Source organism: Clostridium pasteurianum BC1, from assembly GCF_000389635.1.
GTDB lineage: Bacteria > Bacillota > Clostridia > Clostridiales > Clostridiaceae > Clostridium_I > Clostridium_I pasteurianum_A.
The window spans coordinates 16,371-41,425 of sequence record NC_021182.1; the positions used below are offsets into that span (position 1 = coordinate 16,371).

The 25,055-nt window shown below is 28.4% G+C and carries 17 protein-coding genes, 3 tRNA genes, 3 pseudogenes and 1 other annotated feature; of the genes and pseudogenes, 18 read left to right on the forward strand and 5 right to left on the reverse strand.

The window, feature by feature from the left end; genetic code table 11:
* Positions 1–62: 62 nt before the first annotated feature.
* The 6 genes from CLOPA_RS00110 (at position 63) to serS (ending at position 9,613) form a co-directional block, all read left to right on the forward strand.
* Positions 63–2,759, forward strand: a complete 2,697-nt coding sequence (locus CLOPA_RS00110) for a UPF0182 family protein (protein ID WP_041710670.1) — start codon at positions 63–65, stop codon at positions 2,757–2,759.
* Between the two features lie 108 nt (positions 2,760–2,867).
* Positions 2,868–3,734 carry a L,D-transpeptidase gene (locus CLOPA_RS23475; RefSeq protein ID WP_015613454.1) on the forward strand — a complete coding sequence of 289 codons (867 nt, stop codon included), beginning with the start codon at positions 2,868–2,870 and terminating at the stop codon, positions 3,732–3,734.
* A 378-nt stretch (positions 3,735–4,112) separates the two neighbouring features.
* Positions 4,113–4,311: a binding site (T-box leader), on the forward strand.
* 118 nt (positions 4,312–4,429) lie between these two features.
* Positions 4,430–5,503, forward strand: coding sequence for a pyridoxal-phosphate-dependent aminotransferase family protein (locus CLOPA_RS00120; RefSeq protein WP_015613455.1), 1,074 nt, complete (start codon positions 4,430–4,432; stop codon positions 5,501–5,503).
* 122 nt (positions 5,504–5,625) lie between these two features.
* Positions 5,626–6,543, forward strand: coding sequence for a D-2-hydroxyacid dehydrogenase (locus tag CLOPA_RS00125; RefSeq protein WP_015613456.1), 918 nt, complete (start codon positions 5,626–5,628; stop codon positions 6,541–6,543).
* Positions 6,544–6,560: 17 nt separating this feature from the next.
* A complete protein-coding gene (locus tag CLOPA_RS00130; protein ID WP_015613457.1) occupies positions 6,561–7,802 on the forward strand; it encodes a DUF1015 domain-containing protein in 1,242 nt (413 codons plus the stop codon).
* Positions 7,803–8,332: 530 nt separating this feature from the next.
* Positions 8,333–9,613 (forward strand): serine--tRNA ligase, encoded by a 1,281-nt coding sequence (gene serS / locus CLOPA_RS00135; RefSeq protein ID WP_015613458.1) that lies wholly within the window; start codon positions 8,333–8,335, stop codon positions 9,611–9,613.
* A gap of 465 nt (positions 9,614–10,078) precedes the next feature.
* On the opposite strand, the gene CLOPA_RS00140 is transcribed toward serS, so the two are convergent.
* From CLOPA_RS00140 to CLOPA_RS00150, 3 genes are read right to left on the reverse strand one after another with little or no spacing between them, the layout of a single operon-like run.
* Positions 10,079–11,377, reverse strand: a complete 1,299-nt coding sequence (locus CLOPA_RS00140; RefSeq protein ID WP_015613459.1) for an ABC transporter permease — start codon at positions 11,375–11,377, stop codon at positions 10,079–10,081.
* A 14-nt stretch (positions 11,378–11,391) separates the two neighbouring features.
* Positions 11,392–12,714, reverse strand: a complete 1,323-nt coding sequence (locus CLOPA_RS00145; protein ID WP_015613460.1) for an ABC transporter permease — start codon at positions 12,712–12,714, stop codon at positions 11,392–11,394.
* Positions 12,704–13,384, reverse strand: coding sequence for an ABC transporter ATP-binding protein (locus tag CLOPA_RS00150; RefSeq protein ID WP_015613461.1), 681 nt, complete (start codon positions 13,382–13,384; stop codon positions 12,704–12,706). Before CLOPA_RS00150 ends, CLOPA_RS00145 begins: the two co-directional genes overlap by 11 nt.
* Positions 13,385–14,306: 922 nt before the next feature.
* On the opposite strand from CLOPA_RS00150, the gene CLOPA_RS00155 reads away from it, so the two are divergent.
* The 6 genes from CLOPA_RS00155 to CLOPA_RS00180 all read left to right on the forward strand — a co-directional run bounded on the left by CLOPA_RS00155 (position 14,307) and on the right by CLOPA_RS00180 (position 19,223).
* Positions 14,307–14,397: transfer RNA gene (locus CLOPA_RS00155), tRNA-Ser, on the forward strand.
* 34 nt (positions 14,398–14,431) lie between these two features.
* Positions 14,432–14,522: transfer RNA gene (locus CLOPA_RS00160), tRNA-Ser, on the forward strand.
* A gap of 286 nt (positions 14,523–14,808) precedes the next feature.
* Positions 14,809–16,959 carry a purple acid phosphatase family protein gene (locus tag CLOPA_RS00165; protein WP_015613462.1) on the forward strand — a complete coding sequence of 717 codons (2,151 nt, stop codon included), beginning with the start codon at positions 14,809–14,811 and terminating at the stop codon, positions 16,957–16,959.
* 229 nt (positions 16,960–17,188) lie between these two features.
* On the forward strand, positions 17,189–18,352 hold the full coding sequence (locus CLOPA_RS00170; RefSeq protein WP_015613463.1) for a YibE/F family protein: 1,164 nt from the start codon (positions 17,189–17,191) through the stop codon (positions 18,350–18,352).
* Entirely contained in the window at positions 18,349–19,050 is a 702-nt protein-coding gene (gene srtB / locus CLOPA_RS00175) for a class B sortase (RefSeq protein ID WP_015613464.1), read from the forward strand. Before CLOPA_RS00170 ends, srtB begins: the two co-directional genes overlap by 4 nt.
* A 96-nt stretch (positions 19,051–19,146) precedes the next feature.
* A tRNA-Arg gene (locus tag CLOPA_RS00180) sits at positions 19,147–19,223 on the forward strand.
* A gap of 214 nt (positions 19,224–19,437) precedes the next feature.
* Here the strand turns inward: CLOPA_RS00180 and CLOPA_RS24025 are convergent.
* Both CLOPA_RS24025 and CLOPA_RS24030 read right to left on the reverse strand, forming a co-directional pair.
* A pseudogene (locus CLOPA_RS24025) lies at positions 19,438–19,643 on the reverse strand (PhzF family phenazine biosynthesis protein); the annotation flags it as partial.
* Positions 19,644–19,758: 115 nt separating this feature from the next.
* Positions 19,759–19,932, reverse strand: a pseudogene (locus CLOPA_RS24030) (DJ-1/PfpI family protein); the annotation flags it as partial.
* Between the two features lie 366 nt (positions 19,933–20,298).
* On the opposite strand from CLOPA_RS24030, the pseudogene CLOPA_RS00185 reads away from it, so the two are divergent.
* From CLOPA_RS00185 to hypA, 6 genes and pseudogenes are all read left to right on the forward strand, one after another.
* Positions 20,299–20,940 (forward strand): annotated as a pseudogene (locus CLOPA_RS00185) (twin-arginine translocation signal domain-containing protein); the annotation flags it as partial.
* A 75-nt stretch (positions 20,941–21,015) separates the two neighbouring features.
* Positions 21,016–21,183 (forward strand): Spo0E family sporulation regulatory protein-aspartic acid phosphatase, encoded by a 168-nt coding sequence (locus tag CLOPA_RS24035; RefSeq protein ID WP_015613466.1) that lies wholly within the window; start codon positions 21,016–21,018, stop codon positions 21,181–21,183.
* Positions 21,184–21,885: 702 nt separating this feature from the next.
* Positions 21,886–22,767, forward strand: coding sequence for a hydrogenase small subunit (locus tag CLOPA_RS00190; RefSeq protein ID WP_015613467.1), 882 nt, complete (start codon positions 21,886–21,888; stop codon positions 22,765–22,767).
* 39 nt (positions 22,768–22,806) lie between these two features.
* On the forward strand, positions 22,807–24,225 hold the full coding sequence (locus tag CLOPA_RS00195; RefSeq protein WP_015613468.1) for a nickel-dependent hydrogenase large subunit: 1,419 nt from the start codon (positions 22,807–22,809) through the stop codon (positions 24,223–24,225).
* 2 nt (positions 24,226–24,227) lie between these two features.
* Positions 24,228–24,701, forward strand: coding sequence for a HyaD/HybD family hydrogenase maturation endopeptidase (locus tag CLOPA_RS00200; RefSeq protein ID WP_015613469.1), 474 nt, complete (start codon positions 24,228–24,230; stop codon positions 24,699–24,701).
* A gap of 9 nt (positions 24,702–24,710) precedes the next feature.
* On the forward strand, positions 24,711–25,052 hold the full coding sequence (gene hypA, locus CLOPA_RS00205) for a hydrogenase maturation nickel metallochaperone HypA (RefSeq protein WP_015613470.1): 342 nt from the start codon (positions 24,711–24,713) through the stop codon (positions 25,050–25,052).
* Positions 25,053–25,055: the final 3 nt, after the last annotated feature.

Genomic DNA, 25,055 nt, shown 5'->3' on the forward strand with positions numbered 1-25,055 from the left:
TATAATGTATGATTAAGATAGATATAATTGATCAAATTTATAAATTAGTGGAGAGTGATGTTTTGAAAAAGCAGATTATACTTGTAACTACTATTTTTTTTATAATAGTTGCTTTAATATTCTCTGACAGGATAGTAAATTTTATAATAAATGTTCAGTGGTATAGAGAAGTAGGATATTTATCCATATATTTTACAAAATTATTGGCTGTACTAAAACTCATGATTCCTACGTTTGTCGTTTTGTATTTCGTATTTTATTTATATTATGAAAGCATTAGAAAGAGTTTTGTCACCTATAAAAAGGAATTAAATATTCATATTAAGAAAAATAAAATTAAAAAAAGAATTTTTTTTATAATTGATTTTATAATATCTTTTATGAGTTCCTTCTATATTTCTTCTAGATATTGGTATAAAATATTACAATTTCAAAGTTCATCACCTTTTAATATAAAAGATCCAATTTTTAATATAGATATATCCTTTTATATTTTTAAATTACCATTAATAGAATCACTATATAGAGTTATTATGATTTTATTAATATTTTTAGTTGTCATCACAGTTAGTGTATATTTTGTATTATTTACTAGAGATAAATATATCTATGGAAAAAATAAATTTAATAGTGTTTATAATTTTAAACATATAAAAGGTGGCATGACTAAATTTGCAGGAAGGCAACTTGCAATAGTTTCAACCATAATATTTTTAATGTTAGCTGTTGGATATATTATAAAGGGATGGAATTTAGTTTACAGCTCTAGAGGAATATCTTTTGGGGCTAGTTATACGGATATAAATGTGTCTTTATTGTTTTTTAGATTAATTGCGTTAGTATGTTTAATTTCGTCAGTTATTACCTTTGTAAGTTTATTAAAAACTAAAGTAAAACCCATAATTATTTCCATTAGTTTAATAATTGTTCTTGTAATTTCTGAAAATGCCATTTCATTTATATTACAAAATGTAATTGTAAAATCAAATGAAAGAGTTTTAGAAAATAAATATATAAAATACAGTATGGATTTTACTAAAAAAGCATTTAATTTAGATAAAATTCAAGTAAAGCCATATGATATTAATGATAACTTATCACAGGAAGATATAAATAATAATATGGATACTATAAATAATATAAAACTAAATTCATTTAGACAATCTTTAGAATTTTATAATCAAGTTCAAGTATATAGATATTATTATAATTTTAATGATATTGATGTGGATAGATATAATATAAATGGAAAACAGACAGAGGTTTTTGTATCACCAAGAGAAATAGATCAAAACGCACTAATGGGCAACGCTGGAACATGGCAAAATAAGCATCTTAGTTATACTCATGGATATGGCTTAGTAATGAGTAAAGTAAATTCTATTACTAGTGAAGGACAACCAGAATTTTTAATGAAGGACATACCTACTAATAATAATTCTGGTATTTTTTTAAATAATCCAAGAATTTATTTTGGAGAAAATACAAATGATTATGTTATTGTTAATAATAAATTAGGGGAATTCGATTATCCAAATGATAGTTCAGATACTACTTATAATTATAATGGAAAAGCTGGATTAAAGACCAATTTTATAAATAGATTATTGTTTACAATTAATAAAAGAAATTTCAATTTTATAGTTTCTAGTTCTATAGGTTCAAATAGCAAAATTTTAATCAATAGAAATATACTAGACAGAGCACAAAAAATAGCACCTTTTTTAACTTATGATAAAGATCCATATGCCATTGCATACAATGGAAGAATTTATTGGATAATGGATGCTTATACTACCTCCGATAGATATCCATTTTCTCAGCCTATAAATAATATAAACTACATAAGGAATTCAGTAAAAGTTGTGGTTGATGCTTTCAATGGTGATATTAATTTTTACCAGATAGATAGAGATGATCCTGTGGCTAATAGCTATAATAAAATTTTTAAAGGATTATTTAAAGATGTAAATACACTTCCGCAAGGAATAAGAGAACATTTTAGATATGCAGAGGAACTATTTAATATGCAGTGCAATATACTTGATAAATATCATGTAACAGATCCTAATGTTTTTTATAATGGCGAAGATTTGTGGTCTGTTTCTGAAAATCAAAAAAGTATAAATGGTGCAAAAAGTGTGAATGACTCATCTTATGTTATTATGAAACTTCCAGATGAGAAAAAGGAAGAAACTGTTTTGCTTGAATATTTTAACATGAAAAACAAAGAAAATATGGTAGGTATACTTGCAGCAAGAATAGATGGAAATCACTATGGAAAATTAATTATGTATAGTCTCCCAACAGAAAAAACTATATATAGTCCTTATTTATTTAAACAAAGAATAAATCAGAATCCGGATATATCTAAGGAAATAGCACTTTGGAACACTCAGGGGTCGGAAGTTCAATTTGGAGATACGTCAATTATTCCTATAGATAATTCACTACTTTATGTGGAGCCGCTGTATTTAAGAGCTCAAGGTAAAAATAGTATACCGGAAGTAAAAAGAGTTATATTATCTTCAGGAGAGAAATTTGTCATGGCACCTGATATAGGTAGTGCTTTAAAACAATTATTTAATAATAATAATTCGGTTGATACAAATCAAAATAAAGCTGCTATAAGTGATGAAAAATTAAAACAGGCCAAGGACATTTATGATAAAGCAATTGAGGCTCAAAAAAATGGAGATTGGACAAATTATGATGAGTATATTAAAGATTTAGGAAATGTACTAGAGAATAATAAATAAAAGTCCAGCACACACTTTAACTTATAGCCTGACCTCTATACTAATATGTTTAAAATTTATTTAATGGTTAATAATGTTAAATATATTATAGTATTGGAGAATATTAGGATGAGGTTTAATGGGATTAGTAGATTTTTATTATCATGTTTAATATCTGGAATTATGGCTTGTTTTTTTATTATGGTTCCGTCATTTTTATTTGGATCTGTATCAAATCAAGATAAAGCAATAGAAACCTCTGCAAAAGTTGTAGATGAAATTTCTATTAAAAAGCAAGTAATAAATGATATGCAAAATCAGACAAAAGATAATATATCTATATTTTCACTTGATGATTGTTTTAAAAAAACATATTACATAAGTCAAAATGGAGTAAAAATGTACAAAAAAATTGGAGATGAAAGTAGTTTAATAAAATGTTTAGACAGAGATAGTGAAATTGTAGCCTATGAAGAAAAAGATGGATATATTTATTGTGAAGATAATTTTTCAGTTAAAGGATGGGTAAAGAAAGATAATAACAATTTAAAGGCTATGCCTCTTGGTCTTAGTAACTATATAATAGACGTAGATTTGACAAAACAGATTATTAATATATACGGCAATGGAAATGTTGTAAGAAAAAATATTGCTTGTTCTACTGGTATATTAAATAATGCAGACACCGAAACTCCAGTTGGTATTTTTAAAGTAAAGAAAAAATTAGTTTATCCAAATGGGCTTAAGCTTAATAATAATGATGGAACAAAGGAAACAGTAATGTATCCTGTGCAATTTTTTTCAAATTATTTAATACATTCGGTTCCAATTGATGAAACTCATCATAATAATAAAGTAGAACAAGAAGAAAATAAAGTAGAGAAATCAAAACTTGGGAAGCCTGCTTCTCATGGGTGTGTTAGGGTATCTATGGATGATGCAAAATGGATATATAACAATACTCCACAAAATGCTGAGGTTTATATACATTACTAAAATTATTTTAATGGTCTTACAATTTAATTTATAATTTAATTGTTAATGTAAGTGTTTGTGTATTTGTTGTAGATAATTATCATGTGTTAATAAATATTATTTAAATATTACACAAAATAGTATATTTGTATCAAACTATTTTTATCTATAAAATAATTGTGAAATAGCTTTAATTTTATATTTATAAAATTTTTAGGATAATAAAATAATTAATATTATTTTTTGAATTTAGCTTTTATCTATAAAATAATTGATAAATTATATTCAAATAGATATATATTAATAAAAATATGTTTATTATGTAAACTAAAACTAGAAAAATAAATATAAATTATTGTTGACATAGTATTTTTGTGAGCATATAATGATAATAAATTTATAAAACCTGTGAAGAGAATAGTAGCTTGATGAAATTTTTAGAGAGTCGATGGCTGGTGTAAATCGATAATTGTCATTTAGTGAATCCACCTCAGAGGGATTGCGATGAGCAATACGGTGTTAATAACCGTTATTTAAATTAAGAGGATCAATTTATTTGATCAATTAGGGTGGCAACGCGGAGCCTTTCGTCCCTTTATTTTGGACGAAAGGCTCTTTTTATTTTCCGGAGAATAAAAAGGTCTACTTTAATAATTCCAAAATATATAATATTTTGGGTAATATTATAAAATTATTTATTAAGGGGGCAATAAAATATGCATAAAAAATTATTTATTCCAGGACCTGTAGAGGTGAGTGAAGATGTACTTTCAAAAATGGCAACACCAATGATTGGTCACAGAGGAAAAGAGGCATCAGAGCTTCAGAAGAGAATAAGTGAAAAATTAAAAATAGTATTCAATACAAAAGAAGAAATATTACTTTCTACATCATCTGGAAGTGGACTTATGGAAGGTGCAGTTAGATCTTGTACTAAAAAGAGAACAGCAATATTTTCAATTGGAGCATTCGGTAAAAAGTGGTATGAAATTGCCAAGTGTAATGGTGTACCTGCGGATTTATATGAATTTGAGTGGGGAGAGGCATTAAAACCTGAATTTGTAGATGATGTTTTAAAAACAGGAAAATATGATTTGATTACTATTACTCATAATGAAACTTCTACAGGAATAATGAATCCAGTTGAAGAAATTGCTAAGGTAGTTAAAAAGTATCCAGATATAATTTGGTGTTTAGATACTGTAAGTTCTATGGCTGGTACTAGAATTGATGTAGATGAATTAGGAGTTGACATCTGCGTAACATCTTCACAAAAAGCTTTAGGATTACCTCCTGGAATAGCAGTATGTTCATTTTCAACTAAAGCAATAGAAAGAGCAAAACAAGTTGAAAATAGAGGCTTTTACTTTGATCTTTTGAAATTACATGAAGCTATTATAAAGAGAAATTATCAATATCCATCAACACCATCAATTTCTCATATGTATGCTTTAGATTATGCTCTTGATAAAATGTTAGAAGAGGGTATGGAGAATAGATTTAAAAGGCATATAGATATGGCAAACTATGTAAGAAATTGGGCTGAAAAATATTTTGATGTGTTTGGAGATAAAAAACATCTTTCCAATACTGTTACTGTAATAAAAAATACAAGAGAGATTAGTATAGCTGATTTGAATAAAGCCCTAGGAGAAAGAGGTCTTACTCTTGCAAATGGTTATGGAAAAATAAAAGATAAAACTTTTAGAATTGCTCACATGGCAGAATGCTCATTAGATGATATCAAAGATCTTATAGAAAATATAAATGACATACTGAAATTGAAATAAACCTAAAATAGGCAAGTAATCTTTTTAACTGTGGAAAGTTAAAAAATATTTAATTAGCGCCAATGTTTTTGGATTACTTGCTTAATTGAATAATAAATTAATAAATTTTGGGGGGCAAAAACATGGTAAGAATATTGGCTAATGATGGAATGGAAAAAGGGGCAATAGAAGCTTTAGAAGAAAAGGGCTATGAAGTTTTAAAGGATCATCTTGAGGGTGATGAGCTTTTAAAGCAAATAAAAAATATAGATTGTTTGGTGGTTAGATCTGCTACTAAAGTTAGAAAAGATTTAATAGATATAGCAGCCAGTACTGGAAAACTTAAACTTGTAATAAGAGGTGGAGTTGGAATTGATAATATAGATGCTGCTTATGCATTGGAAAAGGGCATAAAGGTTAATAATACTCCTAATGCAAGCAGTATATCAGTTGCAGAAATGACCTTTGGACATATGCTAGCTGTTGCAAGAAAAATCCATTTATCCAATGTAACAATGAGGGAAGGTAAATGGGAAAAGAAAAAGTATGAAGGTACTGAGTTATATGAGAAAACTTTAGGATTGATTGGTTTTGGAAGAATAGCCAAGGAAGTTGCAAAAAGGGCCGTTGCCTTTGGTATGAAGGTAATTTATTATGATATATGTACTACAGAGAATACTGAAAAATGTATCTGTACTACTAAAGAGAGTGTTTTAAGGGAATCAGATTTTATATCACTTCATGTTCCTTATAAAAAAGGAGAACCTTATGTTATAGGAGAAAAGGAATTTGAAATTATAAATAATGGTGCTTATATAATAAACTGTGCCAGAGGAGGAGTTATTGACGAAAATGCATTGGTTAAAGCTTTAGACAAAGGTAAAATAGCTGGAGCAGCATTAGATGTATTTGAAAAAGAACCTCCTGCTAATGAAGCAATAATAAAAAATGCAAAGATATCTTTAACTCCACATATAGGTGCTGCTACAATAGAAGCACAAGGTAGAATAGGAGAAGAGATTGTAAGTATTGTAGAAGATTTTTTTAATGAGAAAAACTGATTTTAGGAGGAGTTAAAGTGGTTAAAATTAAAGCTTTCAATGCACTAAGACCCCAAAATAGATTTGTTGAAAAGGTAGCTGCTCTTCCTTATGATGTTATGAATTATGAAGAAGCTAAAAGCATGGCAAAAGGAAATCCCTATTCATTTCTTCATGTGGATAGAGCAGAAATAGATTTTAATGAAGTAATAGATCCATATAACGCAAAAGTATATGAAAAAGCAAAGGATAATCTAAATAATTTAATAAATAAAAATATATTTATTAAAGATGATAAACCTAATATATATATCTATAGACAGATAATGAATGGAAGAGTTCAAACTGGAATAGTATGTTGTACAGCCATAGATGATTATATAAATGGATTTATAAAAAAACATGAGCATACAAGAGAAGATAAGGAAAAGGACAGAATAAAGCATGTAGATAGTTGTAATGCAAATACAGGTCCTATATTTTTAACTTATAAAAAGAATATAGAAATAAATAATATAATTGACAATGAAACAAAAAACAGTCCATTATATAATTTTAATACAGAAGATGGAATTACACATATTGCATGGGTAATAGAGAAAGAGGAAATAATACAAAAATTGACTATTTTATTTGAAAAAATTGATTCTTTATATATTGCAGACGGTCATCATAGGGCAGCAGCAGCTGTTAAAGTTGGTATAGAGAGAAGAAAAGAAAATGTGAATTATAAAAATGAAAAATTTAATTATTTTTTATCAGTTTTATATCCTGATAAAGAATTGAAAATCTTTGATTACAATAGAGTGGTTAAAGATCTAAATGGATTAACATTAGAAAAGTTATTAAATGATATATCCGAAAATTTTGAAATAGATAAATTAGATGATAAAACTCCATTTAAACCTAGTGAAAAACATACTTTTGGTATGTATGTTGAAAACTCTTGGTATAAATTAAAAGCTAAAAATGGTACTTTTAGTGATAAGGATGCTGTAGAGTCACTTGATGTTTCTATTCTTCAAAATAATTTGTTGTCTCCTGTTTTAGGTATAAATGAACCAAGAAAAGATAAAAGAATTGATTTCGTAGGTGGTATAAGAGGTCTTGATGGCTTGGTTGAAAGAGTAAGAACTGATATGAAAATAGCTTTTTCATTGTATCCTACTACCATAGATGAACTTATGAGGATTGCAGATGAAGGAAAGGTTATGCCTCCAAAATCAACCTGGTTTGAGCCTAAAATAAGAAGTGGGATATTTATACACACCTTGAATTAGTTTTAGGCATGTGAAAAGAAATAATAAGTCGAAGATTTATAGCATACTGACTAGTTATTTCTTTGAATATGCCTTGTATATAAAAAATTCTAAAAGTAGTGTCCTTTATACGTTTGATTTGGTATTATAATTGAATTTTTAGTATATAAATGATAAACTAACATGGTGAGTTAAAACATTGTAAATATTTTAGTAATAAATTGTAATTAATAATCTATGTGTAATATTGTTTATTAATTAATGTAATTAATGTAATTAATAAATTTTATACAAATTGCAATAAAAAATTATATGCTTAGTTAATAATAGTAATTTGGTAATAACTAAATAAAATAGTTATTTTTTATAATTAAAGATAGTTTATTGCAAGCTATAATCAAAATAACTTTTTATTTAAAGACAATTTATTGTAATATATACAAATTTAATTGTTAAGTTTAAAATAATAAAAATTTTTATATAATATTTTTAATACCCTTAAGCGGAAGGAGGAATCTATAAAACTTAGAGTAAAGTTTTATAGTAACATTATGTTAGATTTAAAAAGAATAAGAACAAATCCAGAGGAGATCAAGAAATTACTCACTAATAGAGGTGAGGATTTTGATTTGGGTGATATTGATAAGGTAGTAGAATTAGATGAGAAAAGAAGAAAAATTCTTGTAGAAGTTGAAAATTTGAAAAGTAAAAGAAATAAAGAATCTGCTGAAATTGCAAAGCTAAAAAGGGCTGGTGAAAATGCAGATAATTTAATGGCTGATATGAAAAAACTTTCTGAAGAAATAAAAACTTTAGATGGAGAAGTAGTAAAAGTAGATGAAGAATTAGATTATATAATGATGAGAATACCAAATATACCTCATGAAAGTGTACCGGAAGGTAAATCTGATGAGGACAATGTTGAAATAAGAAAATGGGGAGAACCAAGAAAGTTTGATTTTGAATTAAAAGCACATTGGGATATTGGAAAAGATCTTAATATATTGGATTTTGAAAGAGCAGGAAAAGTGACTGGATCACGATTTACTTTTTATAAAGGTCTAGGTGCAAGACTGGAAAGATCAGTTATAAACTTTTTCTTAGATACACATGTTGAAAAGCATGGTTATACAGAAATTTTACCACCATATATGGTAAATAGAGATAGTATGACTGGAACCGGTCAACTTCCTAAATTTGAAGAGGATGCGTTTAAGGTTGAAAACAATGGGTTTTTCTTAATTCCTACAGCAGAAGTACCTGTTACAAATCTATTTAGAGATGAAACGCTAAAGGGAGAAGATTTACCTATAAAATTTGCTGCATATAGTGCCTGTTTTAGATCAGAGGCTGGTTCAGCTGGAAGAGATACTAGAGGGCTTGTTCGTCAACACCAATTCAATAAAGTAGAGCTTGTTAAATTTGCTAAACCTGAGCAGTCCTATGAGGAGCTTGATAAACTTACTGCAGATGCAGAAGAAATACTTCAGATTTTAGGTATTCCTTATAGAGTAGTTAGAATATGTAAAGGTGATTTAGGGTTTACTGCTGCAATAAAATATGATATTGAAGTTTGGATGCCAAGTTACAATAGATATGTTGAAATCTCAAGCTGCAGTAATTTTGAAGATTTCCAGGCAAGACGTGCCAATATAAGATATAAAGAAGATGCTAAATCTAAACCACAATTTGTTCATACTATTAACGGTTCAGGATTGGCAGTAGGTAGAACTGTGGCTGCTTTACTGGAAAATTATCAAAATGAAGATGGAACTGTAACTATACCAGAAGCTTTAAGAGCATATATGGGCGGAAAAGATTTAATAAAATAATATATATAATTTGCAATCAAAATTGTCCATTTAATAAATGAAGTTTAGTTAGAATCTGCTTAGATGCAATGAATATGATTTATTGCAATATATATAATTAAAAAATCACTATGAAAATCATGTAGTTTTTTATTGATTTTCATAGTGATTTTTATTTTATGATTAAATCACAAAAGCTGTAAATTAGATTTTCACTATATCATTTGTAGTTTTTTTCAAGTGAAAGATCCATAGCATATAGGGGGAATTTTTATTGAATATACTTTTTGTAATATAAACATTTTATGAAAATTGAAATTATATATTTAATCTGTATTCGGCAAGTAATTCATATAGGTGCTTAAATTATTGGAGGTATCTATAAAAAATTTTTTATAAATATTAAGTATTATTAATATCTTAATGGATTACTTTCTAAATTAAAGTGTAATTTACATTGGCTAAGTAAAATAGATTTATATGTTTTTATTCAAATCGTAAGGAATCTATAGGATTTAATTTAGCAGCCTTTCTAGCAGGTATGATGCCTGCAATCATGGCAACTACTATAGTAAATATGATTGTAAACAATACAGTGGATATTCTTATATCAACTATTTTCATACCTGCTTCAAAACCGCCTATTTTATTTGCAACAAGTATTTTATTAATGACAGTTCCAATTATTAAGGCAACTATAGTACCTGAAGCAGCTCCAACAAAGCCAAGGCTTCCAGATTGAACTATAAACATTCTTCTTATATTTTTTCTAGAAGCTCCTTGTGCTTTCATTATTCCTATAGATTTTGTCTTTTCATATACTGCCATAGACATGGTATTGATAACTCCTATGGAAGCAACTAAAAGAACTATAACTCCAGCAGCTGTGAGAAGAACTTTAACAATAGTCAGCATATTATTCATTTGATTTGCTTGGGAAACATTTGATTGAGTTTTATAACCTAATTTTGTAATAGAATCATTTACTGGTGAAGCTTCTTCCATAGATTTAGCTTCAATTTGTGCATTTGTATATCCATGCTTATTTAAATAATCGCTATCATTCATGTAGTAATCTTGAATTTTTGAAGCTAATTCATCAGAAGCAATAATAGTATATCCACCACTTTTAAAAGCTCTATTCACTACACCAGCTATTTTTGACTTTATTATAAGAGGATTTTTTTGTGGAACACCTTCTATTTCTGGAAAAGAAACTTTTATTTCAATATCATTTCCAATAACATTTTTGTAATCTTTTATTTCCATTTTATCCAGTAAGCTCTGGCCTATAAGTATAGAATCCTTATTGCTTTGCTTCAATATTTCCCCAGCAATAATGGGGTTTGAACCATATTTTGCAACCTTTTTCTTATCAGCTTTAATTTCATTTTTTTCTCCATCAGTAAATATAGAAAAATTTAAATTATTACCATTTATATCAACTTTTTTACTAGATTTATTTTGTAAAGTGATTTCCGTAGCCGTTGTATTTATAGATGCTGTAACTTCTGAAACTCCCTGTATATTTTTAAATTTATTAAGGTTACTCACATCTACTATTTTACTTTTAGTATCATTTCCAGAATTTTTTATTGATATGGTTCTAAATGAATCCACTTGTTTTATTTGATCGCTGCTTATTGTTTGAATTCCTTGTCCAAGCCCTCCCATTACTATTACTAGAAGAGTACCTATAGCTATACCAAAACAAGTGAGGCTTGTTCGTAGCTTTCTCTTATTGAGATCACTGAAAGCCATTTTTATACAATCAATTAATTTCATTTAAATCACCTTCCCTATGAATTTAATGCATCTACAGGATTCATCTTTGAAGCCTTTATTGATGGATATATGCCTGCTATTATTGATATTAAAATTGAGAATAGAAGAGAGCCTAGTATAAGCCAGGAAGGCATAACAAAATTAATTGTTTCTTTTATATTTTTACTTTGTAAAAATATTCTCAGTGCCAATTGAATTATATTTATATTAATGGTGCTGAATATGAGGCCCATTATACCTCCGATAAAGCCTATTATACCGGACTGCATTAAAAATATTCCGTGGATATTACTTCTATTTGCACCTATAGATTTCATAATTCCTATGGACTTAGTTCTTTCATATATAACCATTACCATAGTATTTATTGTACCTACAGCTGCAACAAACAACACTATTAGTCCTAAAACTGCAAGTATAACCTTTATTACTTTAAAGGATCCTTTAATCTGTTCTATTATATTTTGATAACTTGCAGAATAATAGTCCATATTTTTTACTGAATTTGATATATTTGATATATTATTCATATTATCAGTATATAAATCAACAGAATCATAGCCATTATTGTCAATATAATTTTCTTGAAAAGAATAATAACTTTTTACTTTATCTACTGTATCCATAGATGTTACTAACACATCTTTAGTTTCAAACTTATCATTTATGACTCCAACTATTTTTGCTTTAACTTGAAGTGGTGTTAAAGTGATATTTGGATTTTCTGTTTTATTTTGAATTATAGTTATATCTTTTCCTATGACACTTTTATAATCTTTTATACCCATATTATTAAGATAATTTTTACCTACCAATACTGAATTCTTATCTGAACTATTTAAATTTCTTCCTTCAATTATAGGATTTAAATTATTGTCATTATTGTCCTTTCTGATAGATTGAATTGAATCATTACTAAAAATACTATTGTTATTGTATAATCCTACTATTTTAGTAGCATCTTTACTTTCATAATTATCTATTTTAATACTGCCAATAGGGGAAGTTATAGTAGCTTTTACATCAGTTACTCCGGATATGTCAGAAAGTTTTTTTACTAAATTATTGTCAATTTTTTTATACATTGAATTCATGTCAAACTCTGAAAAATCAGTGTTTTGATCGTCAAAGTATTTCATGGGTGCCACAGTTACTTTTTTTAACGAAGCATTATTTTCAAATTTACTTAAAATAAGATTTTCGCCGGAAGTTCCAAGACTTACTAGAGTAACTATAAGCATAGTACCAACTGCAATTGCAAGCGCAGTAAGAAATGTTCTTAGTTTTCTTCTTCCTAGATCCCTTGATGCCAGCTTTAATCCGTCGCTAAATTTCATCCTTTGACACCTCCTGAACTTGTCCGTCTTTAATTTTTATTATTCTTTTAGAGTTTTTTGCTTCATCCATATTATGTGTAACCATAATTATGGTATAACCTTTTTCATTTAAATCTGTTAAGAGATTCATTATAAGTTCACCATTTTTAGAGTCAAGATTTCCAGTAGGTTCATCAGCAAAAATTATTTTTGGTTCATTTACAAGAGCTCTTGCAATACTTACCCTCTGTCTTTGTCCACCAGACATTTCAGTAGGTCTGTGCCTTATTTTATCTCCTAGGCCAACCATCTCAAGAGCGTTCTTAGCTTTTTCTTTTCTTTCTCTTCCTCCTACTCCTGCAAATATAAGAGGCATCATTACATTTTCCAGTGCTGTCTGAGTATTTTCAAGATTAAAAGCTTGGAAAACAAAGCCTATTGTTTCATTTCTGTATATGGACATATATTTGTCCTTTAATTTACTAATATCTTTACCGTCAACATAAATACTTCCTGAGGTAGGGGTATCAAGACCTCCTACTAGGTGCATAAGAGTGGATTTACCGGAACCAGAGGGTCCAACAATAGCTACAAATTCACCATCGTTTATTCTAACATTTACATTATCTAGAGCTGTAACTATTTCCTTTCCCATTTTGTAAGTTTTTGAAACATTTTTTACTTCTATCATAATATACCTCCTGAAAATTTTAAAATTTACTATTTTATTACTGTTAGTGAGTAAGTAAAGTTAAATATTAATAGTTAATTAATAAACTTGGTTTCAATAAATATAATATTGTGTTATATATAAATAGTACACTACAGTAATATCAATGTCAATTATATTTGTTAATAAGTTCATTTAATAATATTTTTTATATTAAGCTTTAGTTTAGAAAATATTTAGTAAGGTTTAATTTTTGTTGAAGATTCACAGATAAATACAGTTATAATAATGCATCAAAAATTACTTATTAAAATTAGAATAGCTATATATAATTTGTGATTAGAATTATAAATTTCATGGATAATATTTAAATGTAATATAAACTTCATTGATCAAGATAAATTTATTTAATCATATGTAGATAAAATTTTTGTAAATAAATTACATATAATTTTAAGAAGAAAGTTATAATAAATTAAGCTTACTAAGATTATTATATAGATTGTGTATTCTGACTTACATGACTTATAACTTACAGTTATAAGTTTAATATTACAAGTTTGTAAGATTAAATCTTTTAATTGTATAGACGATAAGAATTGATAAAATCCCATGGAATTTTAAAATACTTATATTATTCTAATTTAGTATTTAAATTTTTTTAATCTATTATATAGCATTATAGCCTTTACCTTCTCTTTTTCAGTACAAGAACATAGATATTTTTCAGTTTGATTAAAACATAATAGTTGATAACTAGAATATTTGCTTCAAATTGAAAATCATATAATATTTAAACTTTATTTTATTGAAAAAAATTGTTTTAATAAACAAGATATGAAATTGAGCTACATATTGCATATCAGAGTTAGTATAAATATTCATGAAAAAATTGTTGACATCATATATATGACCTGATATAATAATACATGTCGTAAGACGTGGAAAGATGGTCGAGTTGGTTTAAGGCACCGGTCTTGAAAACCGGCGTGCGAGTGATCGTACCTAGGGTTCGAATCCCTATCTTTCCGCCATTTTAATTTATAAAATAATTTATTTTGAGGGCATGGAGAAATACTCAAGTGGCTGAAGAGGCGCCCCTGCTAAGGGCGTAGGGCGGGTAACCGTCGCGAGGGTTCAAATCCCTCTTTCTCCGCCAGTAAAACATCTAACTTTTGTTAGATGTTTTATTATTTTTTGTACAAAATGTTAACTCAATGTTAAATAATGTAAAGTTATGAATTTTAGAGTAAATACTCCTTAATAATCATGTGTAAAAGTAAGTTTATAAATTATACTTTAAATAAGTTTCAATTTGGCAATAACCAAGTAAACTAATCTCTAAACATAACTTTGTTCATAAATATTTTATAAGCATACATATATGATAATGTTTACTTAAGTTATTTGCTGAAAAGTACTACATTATTAGGGGGTAATATAACATGTTAAAAAGAGTAAAAAGAATAGTGGTTTTATTATTAACAACTACCATGCTATTTACAACAAGTATTACTGCATTTGCAGGAGTTACTGATGATTGGACTGAAGCTAAGCTTACAGATGCAGCTAAAAATGGGGCTTGGGATAAGTGGGTGCAAACCTGGGAAACAGTAAAAAAAGATCCTATAGAAATATCATTGACACCTGGTAAAAATGCAAGTGAATTGAATTTTGCTTGGTACTCAAAGGTTACTGAACCAAATCCAAAATTTAAAATTGGTAAAAAGCAGGATCTTAGCGATGCAAAAGAATTATCTGTAAATACTACGGCTGCTGTTACAGGATATAATAGTAATAAGGCTACTGCTGTGGGCTTAGAGGAAAATACAACTTATTATTATAGCTATCAGATAAATGGTGTTTGGGGACAAGCTACTCCTTATAAAACACAAAGCACAAAGAGCTTCAGTTTTTTATATGTTGGAGACCCACAAATAGGTTCTTCAAGTAGTAATACTGCTAACGGCGCTGCTACAGCTCAAGGCCAAGATGCTGCAGTAAGAAACGATAGTTTTAACTGGAACAACACTATAAATTCAGCTTTAAAAACACATCCAAATGTAAGCTTTATGCTTTCAGCAGGAGATCAAGTTCAAACATCAAGTCCAACAAGTAATGAACAGGACATTGAATATGCGGGATATTTAAGTCCAGATGCATTAAAATCACTACCTGTTGCTACAACAATTGGTAATCATGATTCAAAAAGTCCAAACTATTCATACCATTTTAATAATCCAAATGCATCTACTTTAGGTGCAACAGGAGCAGGTGGAGATTATTATTATTCCTATGGCAATACATTATTTATTACTTTAAATACTAATAACACAAATGTAGTAGAGCATGATCAACTTATTAAAAAAGCTATTAGCGAAAATCCAAATGCAAAATGGCGTATAGTAACAATACATCAAGATATATATGGATCTGGTGATTCACATTCCAATGAAATATCAGTAATTAATTTGAGATATACTTTAACTCCTATACTTGAAGCTAATAAAATTGATGTTGTTTTAACAGGACATGATCATACTTATTCAAGATCTCTAATATTAAAGGGTGGAGTAAACGATCAGTCTAAAATGATAGATCAAAATACCTATAATGCTCAATATGCTAATGATGTAAATGGACAACCAACAACTCAAGCATATAAGGATTATTTAAATAATATTAATGATTCTGAGGCAATTCAACCTGTTACAGAAGATGTTACTTTCAAAAACGGAAATGTAGTGGATCCAACTGGTATATTATATATGACTGCTAACTCAGCATCAGGTAGTAAATACTATAATTTAGTACAGCAGAAACAATCTTATATAGCAGCAAGATGGCAAGAGAATATTCCAACCTATTCTACTATTGATATTGATGAAGTAAGCTTTACAATAAATACTTATAGAACAGATAATGGAGAAAAGATTGACAATACTTATTCAATTATAAAATCTATTGACAAATCAAGTTTAAATGAATTAATTGCTGCAGGTCAAGAAAAAGTTAATGCTAAAGATACTTATACTACTTCAACCTTTAATAAATTAGAAAAAGCATTAACAGCTGCAAAAGTAGTTTCAAGCAAACCATCTGCTACTTCACAAGAAATTGCTGATGCTTATACAAATTTAAAAGAAGGAATTAATGGTATTGAGCAAAAGGGTGACAACTCAAAACTTAAGACTTCAATAGGTGATGCAAATGCTCTATTAAATAGTGCAGTTGTAGGAACTGGCAAAGGTCAATATCCATCTGAAGCAAAAGACAAATTTAGTGCAGCAATTGCAGCAGCTAATACTGTTTTAGGATCAGATGATGCTAATCAATCAGCAGTAGATGCAGCCGTTGATACTTTAGAATCTTCAGTAGAAAGCTTCAAAGCAGCAGTTATTAAGCAAGATCCAGTTGTAACAAACAATAATCAAAATGCAACAAATGCACAGAGTTCTAACAGTAATAATACAAAATTAGAAGGTGTTAAAACTGGTGATAATTTTAATGTATATCCTATAGTTGCTGTAGCTGGTGTAGCCGTAGCAGGATTAGTTTATGTAAATAGAAAGAAATTATATAAGCTGGCAAAATAGATATTTACATTTAAATATTAATTAATAATTAATGCATATCCTAAAAATTATAAAAGATTTTTAAAACTACATTTAAAATTAGATTCAAAATAATAAAAACACTATGAGAATCAAAATTATATGAATTTCATAGTGTTTTTAGAATTATGAGAGTTTAGTTATAAATTTTAGTTATAAAATATTTTTTGGAGAACCATGTAATTTAAATAAAACTGGAGGATATTAAATTATGCTTTCAAAAGTATTTAGTAATAAATTCATTAATATTAAAAGAATAATTATAATTATATTAGCATTAGGATTTTTTATATTCTTATATTTTTTTAATCAAGTGAATAAGGTAGAATTAACTAATCAAAAGGGTACAAGTTTTGATAAAGCTGTGGTCGAAGAGGTTGTAAAGGATAATATACAAAAGGATGGATCACGTGTTGGAAACCAAGATGTAAGAGTTAAGATGTTAAGTGGTGCTATGAAAGGGAAAATATTAAATGCCACTAGTTTTTCAGGATATCTCTATGGGGCAGATTGTAAAAAAAACATGAAGGTTATAGTTTCATTAAGTAAATCGCAAAATAATTATGCAGCTTCTGTTTATAGTTATGATAGAGAACCAATTTTATATGGTTTTGTTGGATTATTTATTCTAATACTTTGGCTAATTGGAGGTAGAAAAGGATTTAAATCAGCTATAGCCCTTATATTTACATTTATTTGCGTAATATTTTTATTCATACCAATGCTGTATAAAGGATATTCACCATTTTTAGCTGCTGTCATTGTAGGAATTTTAACTACTATAGTTACAATGTACTTAATTGCTGGTTTAAGTGTAAAGACAATAGCATCTATTTTAGGAACAGTTATGGGTGTAGTTATAGCGGGGATCTTCGCCACTGGATTTGGCTATTTTGCAAAAATATCAGGTTATAATGTAACAGAAGTTGAGGAATTAGTATATTTGGGAGCTAAGGCACATTTAGATGTAGGTGGTATTCTATTTGCAGGAATACTTATAGCTTCATTAGGTGCAGTTATGGATGTCAGTATTTCAGTTGCATCAACTATAAATGAAATTTATGATAAAAATACTGAATTAACAAGTAGAGAACTTTTTGCATCTGGAATAAATGTGGGTAGAGATATGATGGGCACTATGTCAAATACTCTTATATTAGCTTTTACTGGTGGTGCTATTAATACTTTAATTTTAATCTATTCCTATGATATGAAATATAATCAAATTGTTAATATGTATTCCGTTGGAATAGAGGTTATGCAAGGAATTTCTGGAAGTATAGCGGTTATTTTAACAGTGCCTCTAGTGTCCTTTATAACATCAAAATTACTTAAAAGTAAAGTTATAAAAGATTTATATATAGGTAAAATATGAATAGACGCGTAAAAATCATTATAAATGTAGTTTTAACTTTGGTAATAGTAATTTGTATTTTTAGTATAGGTTATAAATATTTTCAATACTATAGAGATAGTAAAAATTATTCCAAAGTTCAAATCTTTAAACCAAAGGTACAACAAAATGCTGGAGACAATTCTAATGAAGACAATTTAAAGCGTATTAATTCAGATTATAAAATGTGGTTTAGTGTTACTGGTACAGATATAAACTATCCCGTTGTACAAGGAAAAGATAATGAATTTTATCTACATAATAATTTTTATAGAGAAAAGAGCGACTCTGGAACTATTTTTATTGATTATAGAAATAATATCGATTCAGATAAAAATATTATTATTTATGGCCATAATATGAAAAATGGAACTATGTTTAATAAAATAAATGATTTTAAAAAAGAAGATAATTTTAAAAATGGAACGATAAAAATTTTAAAGAATAATAAAGAATATACTTATGAAGTTTTTTCTGTATTTACAGTAAATGAAAATTATGTTGACTTGAAAATTAATTTTGTTTCAGATCAAGATTACATAAATTATATTAATTATTTGAAACAAAAATCTATGTATAAAAAAGATATTGAAAATAATTACAATAATATATTAACTTTATATACTTGCAGCTATGAATTTAATGGAGCGAGAACTATCGTATGCGCAGTTTTAAAATAAATAGAAAGATAGTTAAGAATCATATTATTGGATTACGGAAATTTATTTGCATTTCTTTATGTAATGTGATAAAATCTGTTATGTTAATAATTATGTGCGTTAGTAGCTCAGTTGGATAGAGTAGCTGGCTACGAACCAGTTGGCCGGGGGTTCGAATCCTCTCTGACGCACCATGAAAAGCCTTGATAACACTATGCTTCAAGGCTTTTTCCATTTTTTGAAAGTTGCCGAAAAATTCAAGGTGTTGGCAAATATAGTCATGAAAAGTAATCATAATAACATCTTTCTATACAATATTATAAAGTCATAATATCCTATTTTTGTAATCTTTATGACCTCTATTTGATTTTATAAAAGCTTCAACGTAAGCATAATTATAGCATTAAATGTAACATGTTCGCATAAATCTATTTCTGATCTTGGAGTGAACCACCTTAAATCATAATTATCACCATTTTTAACTACGAAATCTGTTTCTGATAAATTATTTTCAACAGGAATCTTTTGTATTATATTATCATTTACCCATTCATTTAAAACACATACGCCTGCAGGATTTCACTTAAAAAAGCATCAACAATATAATATTTCATATTAAACCTTACTTTCAAATGTAAATCAATTACTTAGCAAAGTGTATATATCGTAAAACATAGATACATACGCTTGATACGAATATTATTTATCAAGTTTTTTTATATAAATTAATTATTCATAAATCTTAGAAAATGGGTCATATTTGCTATTTACATTCCAGAAGTATTCAATACTTTGACTAATCTCTAATGCTTTTTCTTTTCCCATAAGGTCTTCTATAAAACCTAATGTCATATCTATTCCAGCCGATACCCCAGAAGATGTGTATATGTTACAATCCTTTACTCATCTTGATTAGTTACAGAGGCTAGTCATCAGATAAATCCGTATTTTTTTATATAATATCAATTATAATTAAAATTATAATTAAATTTAACTAAAAATTAAAAATGAATTAACCATTCCATAACGTATAAATATCAGGATGATATATTATAGTATTAAATACATGTTATTATTTTACATTAGAGGAAAATATAAATATCACAAATTTTAGACAATATACTTATTAAATACTCATTCTTATACTTAATTTTTGATATGGCATTATTATAATCAATGGCACATGATAAGATGTAGCATCTCCAATCTGGATAACAATGTTATAACTCATGCATGGAATTATAAAAAATAAATTTAAGGAGTGTTGCTATGAAAATTAGCAGAAGAGACTTTCTAAAGTGGTCTGCAGCTACAGCGGTAGCTCTAAATCTTGAATTAGATATGGGTAAAGTTAATACCGTACTTGCAGCAGAAATAGATCCTTCAGTTATCTGATTAAATGGAGCTGGATGTTCAGGATGTACCATAGCAACTTTAAATTTTACTAATCCAACTACTATTGATGACGTGCCTTTAAACAAGATAATCTTAAAGTATAATACCACTTCTATGACATTCCTCAGGAGATTTAGTAATGCAGACTCTTGATCAATATGATAATACTTATAAGGTTAATTTATACTTGTAGTTAAAGGTGCAGTACCAACAGATGCAAGTGGAAACTACTGTATAATTGGTGATCAAAATGGTTCACCTTTGACAATGCAACAGGCTTTATTAAACATAGTCTCATGGCTAAATATGTTGTAGCAGCATCAACTTGTGCAACTTTTGGAGGAGTACCATCAGCTAGTTCTAATAGTACTTCCTGCTAACCAGTAAAAACAGACAAACTACTAATCAAGTTATAAGTCTTGCAGAATGATCGGTTTATCCAACTGTTATATACAAACATTACTTAATCTTGTCTTAACTCGTATGCCAACATTAGATACTTACAATGAACCAACTTAATTTTGTATTATTACAATATTGCTAAAGATAAACATTTAAATATTATAAGAAATACATTTAGGAAGTGATCTTTTGAAAAATTTGAAATGTAAATTAAAAATTGAGAGAAGAATAGAATTTTTAAAAGAAAAACTTAACAAATGCATTGATAATAATTTATATAATCTTAATAATGAGGAAATTTTGCATATTAGTGAAGAACTTGATATTGCAATAGTTCAATATATTAGAAATAGGTAAATACTATGGATAAAATACCTGAGAGTTTAAAAGAAAAGTTATATTTTTATTATAAATTTTTTAAGAAGATAGATTTATATTAAAAATGCAATTTAATATAAAACTTAATAAAATTGTTGGCTGAAAATAAAGATTTGAATAATAATTTATGCTATTAAATTACATTATGTATAAATATTTATGAACAACAATAAAAAAATGACAGAAGCTCTATTGCATCTTTGTTTTATAAATCCGTATTTTTTGTATAATATAAATTATAATTAAATTTAATTAAAAATTAAAAATAAATTAATTATTTAGTAACTTATAAATATGCAGTGTGGTATATCATAGTATTAGACATATGCCATTATTCGGTAGAATAGGGGAATGTAATATAAATATTGTAAATTTTAGACAATATGTTTACTAAATACATATTCTCATACTTGACTTTTTAACATGTTGTTATTATACAATACAAAACAATAAAATGTAATATAAATGAAATATAAATGAAAATTATACAAGTTTATGTATTCAATTATTGTGTTATGTTATGCTGTAAAAATGAATTTATATTGTTATTTAACTTAAATAACAATGTTATAGCCCATGCATAGTATTATAAAAAATAAATTTATATTTTTATCTTCAATTTGGACAATAATATTAATCCATGCATGGAATTATAAAAAATAAATTTAAAGGAGTATTACTATGAAAATTAGCAGAAGAGACTTTCTAAAGTGGTCTGCAGCTACAGCAGTAGCTCTAAATCTTGATTTAGATATGGGTAAAGTAAATACTGTACTTGCAGCAGAAACAGATCCTCCAGTTATCTGGTTAAACGGAGCTGGATGTTCAGGATGTACCATATCAACTTTAAATGTTACTAATCCAACTACTATTGATGACGTACTTTTAAACAAGATAAGTTTAAAGTATGATACTACACTTATGACACAGTCAGGGGATTCTGCAATCCAGACTCTTGATCAATCTGCAAATACCTACAATGGACAATTTATACTTGTAATTGAAGGTGCAGTACCAACAGGTTCAAGTGGAAACTATTGTGTAATTGGTGAGCAAAATGGAACACCTTTAACAATGCAGCAGGCAGTATTAAAATATGGCCCTATGGCTAAATATGTTGTAGCTGCAGGAACCTGTGCATCTTTTGGAGGCGTGTCAGCAGCTAGCCCTAATAGTACTTCCTGTCAATCAGTAGAAACACTATTAAGCGGTAAAACTACTAATTCAGTTATAAATCTTGCAGGATGCCCGGTTCATCCAACTGTTATGGTACAAACTTTACTTGATCTTATCTTAACTGGAATGCCAGCTTTAGATTCCAATAATAGACCAACTCAGTACTATGGAAGGGCTATTCACAGTGACTGTCCTAGACTTGGAACAGGAGCTGCAGGTCAGCCAGGTGTATATGGATGTTACAAAAGCATAGGATGTAAAGGGCCAAACACTGACAATGTATGTGCTACTATGAAGTGGAATAATGGAGTAAGTTTTTGTACCATATCAAATTATCCATGTATTGGTTGTGCCAATCCAACTTTTCCTACAAATCCATTGTGGTAATCATGATTAATAATTAAAAAAGGAAGGGATGATATATAAATGAGTACATTAGTATTAGATCCAATTACAAGATTGGAAGGACACTTAAAAATTAATGTAACACTTGACTCAAATAATAATGTAACAGTAGCACAGGCTTCAGGTGGCCTTTACAGAGATTTTGAAAATATGCTTTTAAATAGAGTGCCAAAGGATGCAGCTTTTTTAACACAGAGAATATGCGGATTATGTCCAGTTTCTCATGCCATAGCCTCATCAAAGGCAATAGAGCAAGCAGCTGGATTTACACCTACTTTACAGGGATTACTTTTAAGAGATCTTATCCAGGGTTCCAACTATATAGCAGATAATCTTCTGCATTTCTATCATCTATCTTTAATGGATTATGTTCAAGGACCACAAATGTCTCCATGGACACCAGGATACAGCCAGGATTATAGATTTAGTTCAACAGATAACCAAAACCTGGTTAACAATTATATAACAGCATTATCAATAAGAAGACAAGCTCACGAAATGGGAGCAATATTTGGAGGAAAGCTTCCACACGTTGCTAATGTTGTACCAGGTGGTGTAACTGCAATACCATCCTCAACAGATATAAGCAATTTCAAGAATTATTTAAATACTATAACATCATTTATTACAAATACTTATCAGGCTGATGCTAATAAACTAGCTTCAACCTATGGTGATTACTATAGTGTAGGTGTTGGTTACGGTAATTTAATAGCTTATGGTGTCTTTGATACAGATACTAATGGAGGCAAACTGTTCCCAGCAGGTACAGTAACTAATGGAACAGTAGGAAGCTTTAGTCAGACTAATATAAAAGAATATGTAGGCTATTCCTGGTATTCCTCACCATCTGGAGTAAATCCAGCTAGTGAAACAACAACACCAAGCTACGGAAAATCAGGAGCATATACTTGGCTTAAGGCACCAAGATATAATGGACAACCTTACGAGGCAGGTTCACTAGCAAGAACTTGGGTAAGCGGAGATTATAGACATGGCGTATCAGTTATGGACAGACATATGGCAAAATATACTGAAACAGCTAAGCTTGTAAGCAATATGAGCACATGGATTAACCAAGTAGTAACTGGTACAAGCGGATATGTGAATTTGGGAACTCCAACTTCTGGAAGTGGAATAGGATTAACAGAAGCATCAAGAGGAGCTCTTGGACATTGGGTATCAGTATCAAATTCAACAGTATCAAAATATCAGATTGTTACTCCAACCTGCTGGAATGCTTCACCAGCAGATGACAGCGGAAATGTTGGTCCAATAGAACAGGCGTTAATAGGAACGCATGTAGCTGACACAACTCAGCCGGTAGAATTACTAAGAATAGCTCACTCCTTCGATCCATGTACAGGATGTTCAGTACACGTAATGTCACCAGAAGGAGTAGAAATGTCTAAGTTTATAGTACAACCTTTAGGAGTTTAATTATGAAAGATACTGTCATCCTTGGAATAGGTAATATACTTTTAAAAGATGACGGTGTAGGAGTCTATACAATAAGAGAGTTAGAGAATGAAAAGCTTCCATCTACTATAGAATTAGTAGATGGAGGTACTTCTACACTGGATACATTAAGTTATTTTCTAGATTATAAAAAAGTAATTATTGTAGACTGTTTAAAAGCTGGATATGAACCTGGTACTATATATAAGATTAATCCAGAATACATAAAAAGCTATAAAAGTGAAAATTTGTCTATACATGATGTTCAAATTTTGGATGTAGCCAAAATAGCAAATATGTTAGGTAAGTTTCCTAAGGTTACAATATTCGGAATAGAGCCTGAAAAAATATGTTTAGATACGGAAATGACAGAAACTATGAAGAATAAAATACCTGAAGTTATAAAACTTCTTAAGATGGAGTTAGATCTTAAAGAAAAGCAAGGAAATGTAAATTAGGTGATAAATATGCACGAAGTTTCAATCATGGAAAATACAATAAATATTATTTCAGAAAAGGCTAAAGAAAATAATCTAAAGAATATATCTAAAATTACTATAAAAATTGGAGAACTTTCTGGAGTAATGTCTGATTCATTAATATTTGCATTTAACAATTTATCTAAAGGAACTATAGCTGAAGGTGCAAAGTTCTTAATAGAGAAAGTTGATGCCACAGCTATGTGTGATGACTGCGGTATTACATTTGAAATAGATCATTTTAATAAATTATGTCCAAAGTGTAATAAGTTTTCAACTAACATTTTAAGTGGATATGAACTCTATGTTAATACAATTGAAGGAGAATAAAGA

Excerpts from the sequence above, each read along its gene's own strand:
- CLOPA_RS23475 (WP_015613454.1), top strand. The coding sequence starts at position 2,868 with ATGAGGTTTAATGGGATTAGTAGATTTTTATTATCATGTTTAATATCT.
- CLOPA_RS00140 (WP_015613459.1), bottom strand. The coding sequence starts at position 11,377 with ATGAAATTAATTGATTGTATAAAAATGGCTTTCAGTGATCTCAATAAG.
- CLOPA_RS00145 (WP_015613460.1), bottom strand. The coding sequence starts at position 12,714 with ATGAAATTTAGCGACGGATTAAAGCTGGCATCAAGGGATCTAGGAAGA.
- CLOPA_RS00170 (WP_015613463.1), top strand. The coding sequence starts at position 17,189 with ATGCTTTCAAAAGTATTTAGTAATAAATTCATTAATATTAAAAGAATA.
- serS (WP_015613458.1), top strand. The coding sequence starts at position 8,333 with ATGTTAGATTTAAAAAGAATAAGAACAAATCCAGAGGAGATCAAGAAA.
- CLOPA_RS00165 (WP_015613462.1), top strand. The coding sequence starts at position 14,809 with ATGTTAAAAAGAGTAAAAAGAATAGTGGTTTTATTATTAACAACTACC.
- CLOPA_RS00120 (WP_015613455.1), top strand. The coding sequence starts at position 4,430 with ATGCATAAAAAATTATTTATTCCAGGACCTGTAGAGGTGAGTGAAGAT.
- srtB (WP_015613464.1), top strand. The coding sequence starts at position 18,349 with ATGAATAGACGCGTAAAAATCATTATAAATGTAGTTTTAACTTTGGTA.
- CLOPA_RS00150 (WP_015613461.1), bottom strand. The coding sequence starts at position 13,384 with ATGATAGAAGTAAAAAATGTTTCAAAAACTTACAAAATGGGAAAGGAA.
- CLOPA_RS00125 (WP_015613456.1), top strand. The coding sequence starts at position 5,626 with ATGGTAAGAATATTGGCTAATGATGGAATGGAAAAAGGGGCAATAGAA.
- hypA (WP_015613470.1), top strand. The coding sequence starts at position 24,711 with ATGCACGAAGTTTCAATCATGGAAAATACAATAAATATTATTTCAGAA.
- CLOPA_RS00190 (WP_015613467.1), top strand. The coding sequence starts at position 21,886 with ATGAAAATTAGCAGAAGAGACTTTCTAAAGTGGTCTGCAGCTACAGCA.
- CLOPA_RS00200 (WP_015613469.1), top strand. The coding sequence starts at position 24,228 with ATGAAAGATACTGTCATCCTTGGAATAGGTAATATACTTTTAAAAGAT.
- CLOPA_RS00195 (WP_015613468.1), top strand. The coding sequence starts at position 22,807 with ATGAGTACATTAGTATTAGATCCAATTACAAGATTGGAAGGACACTTA.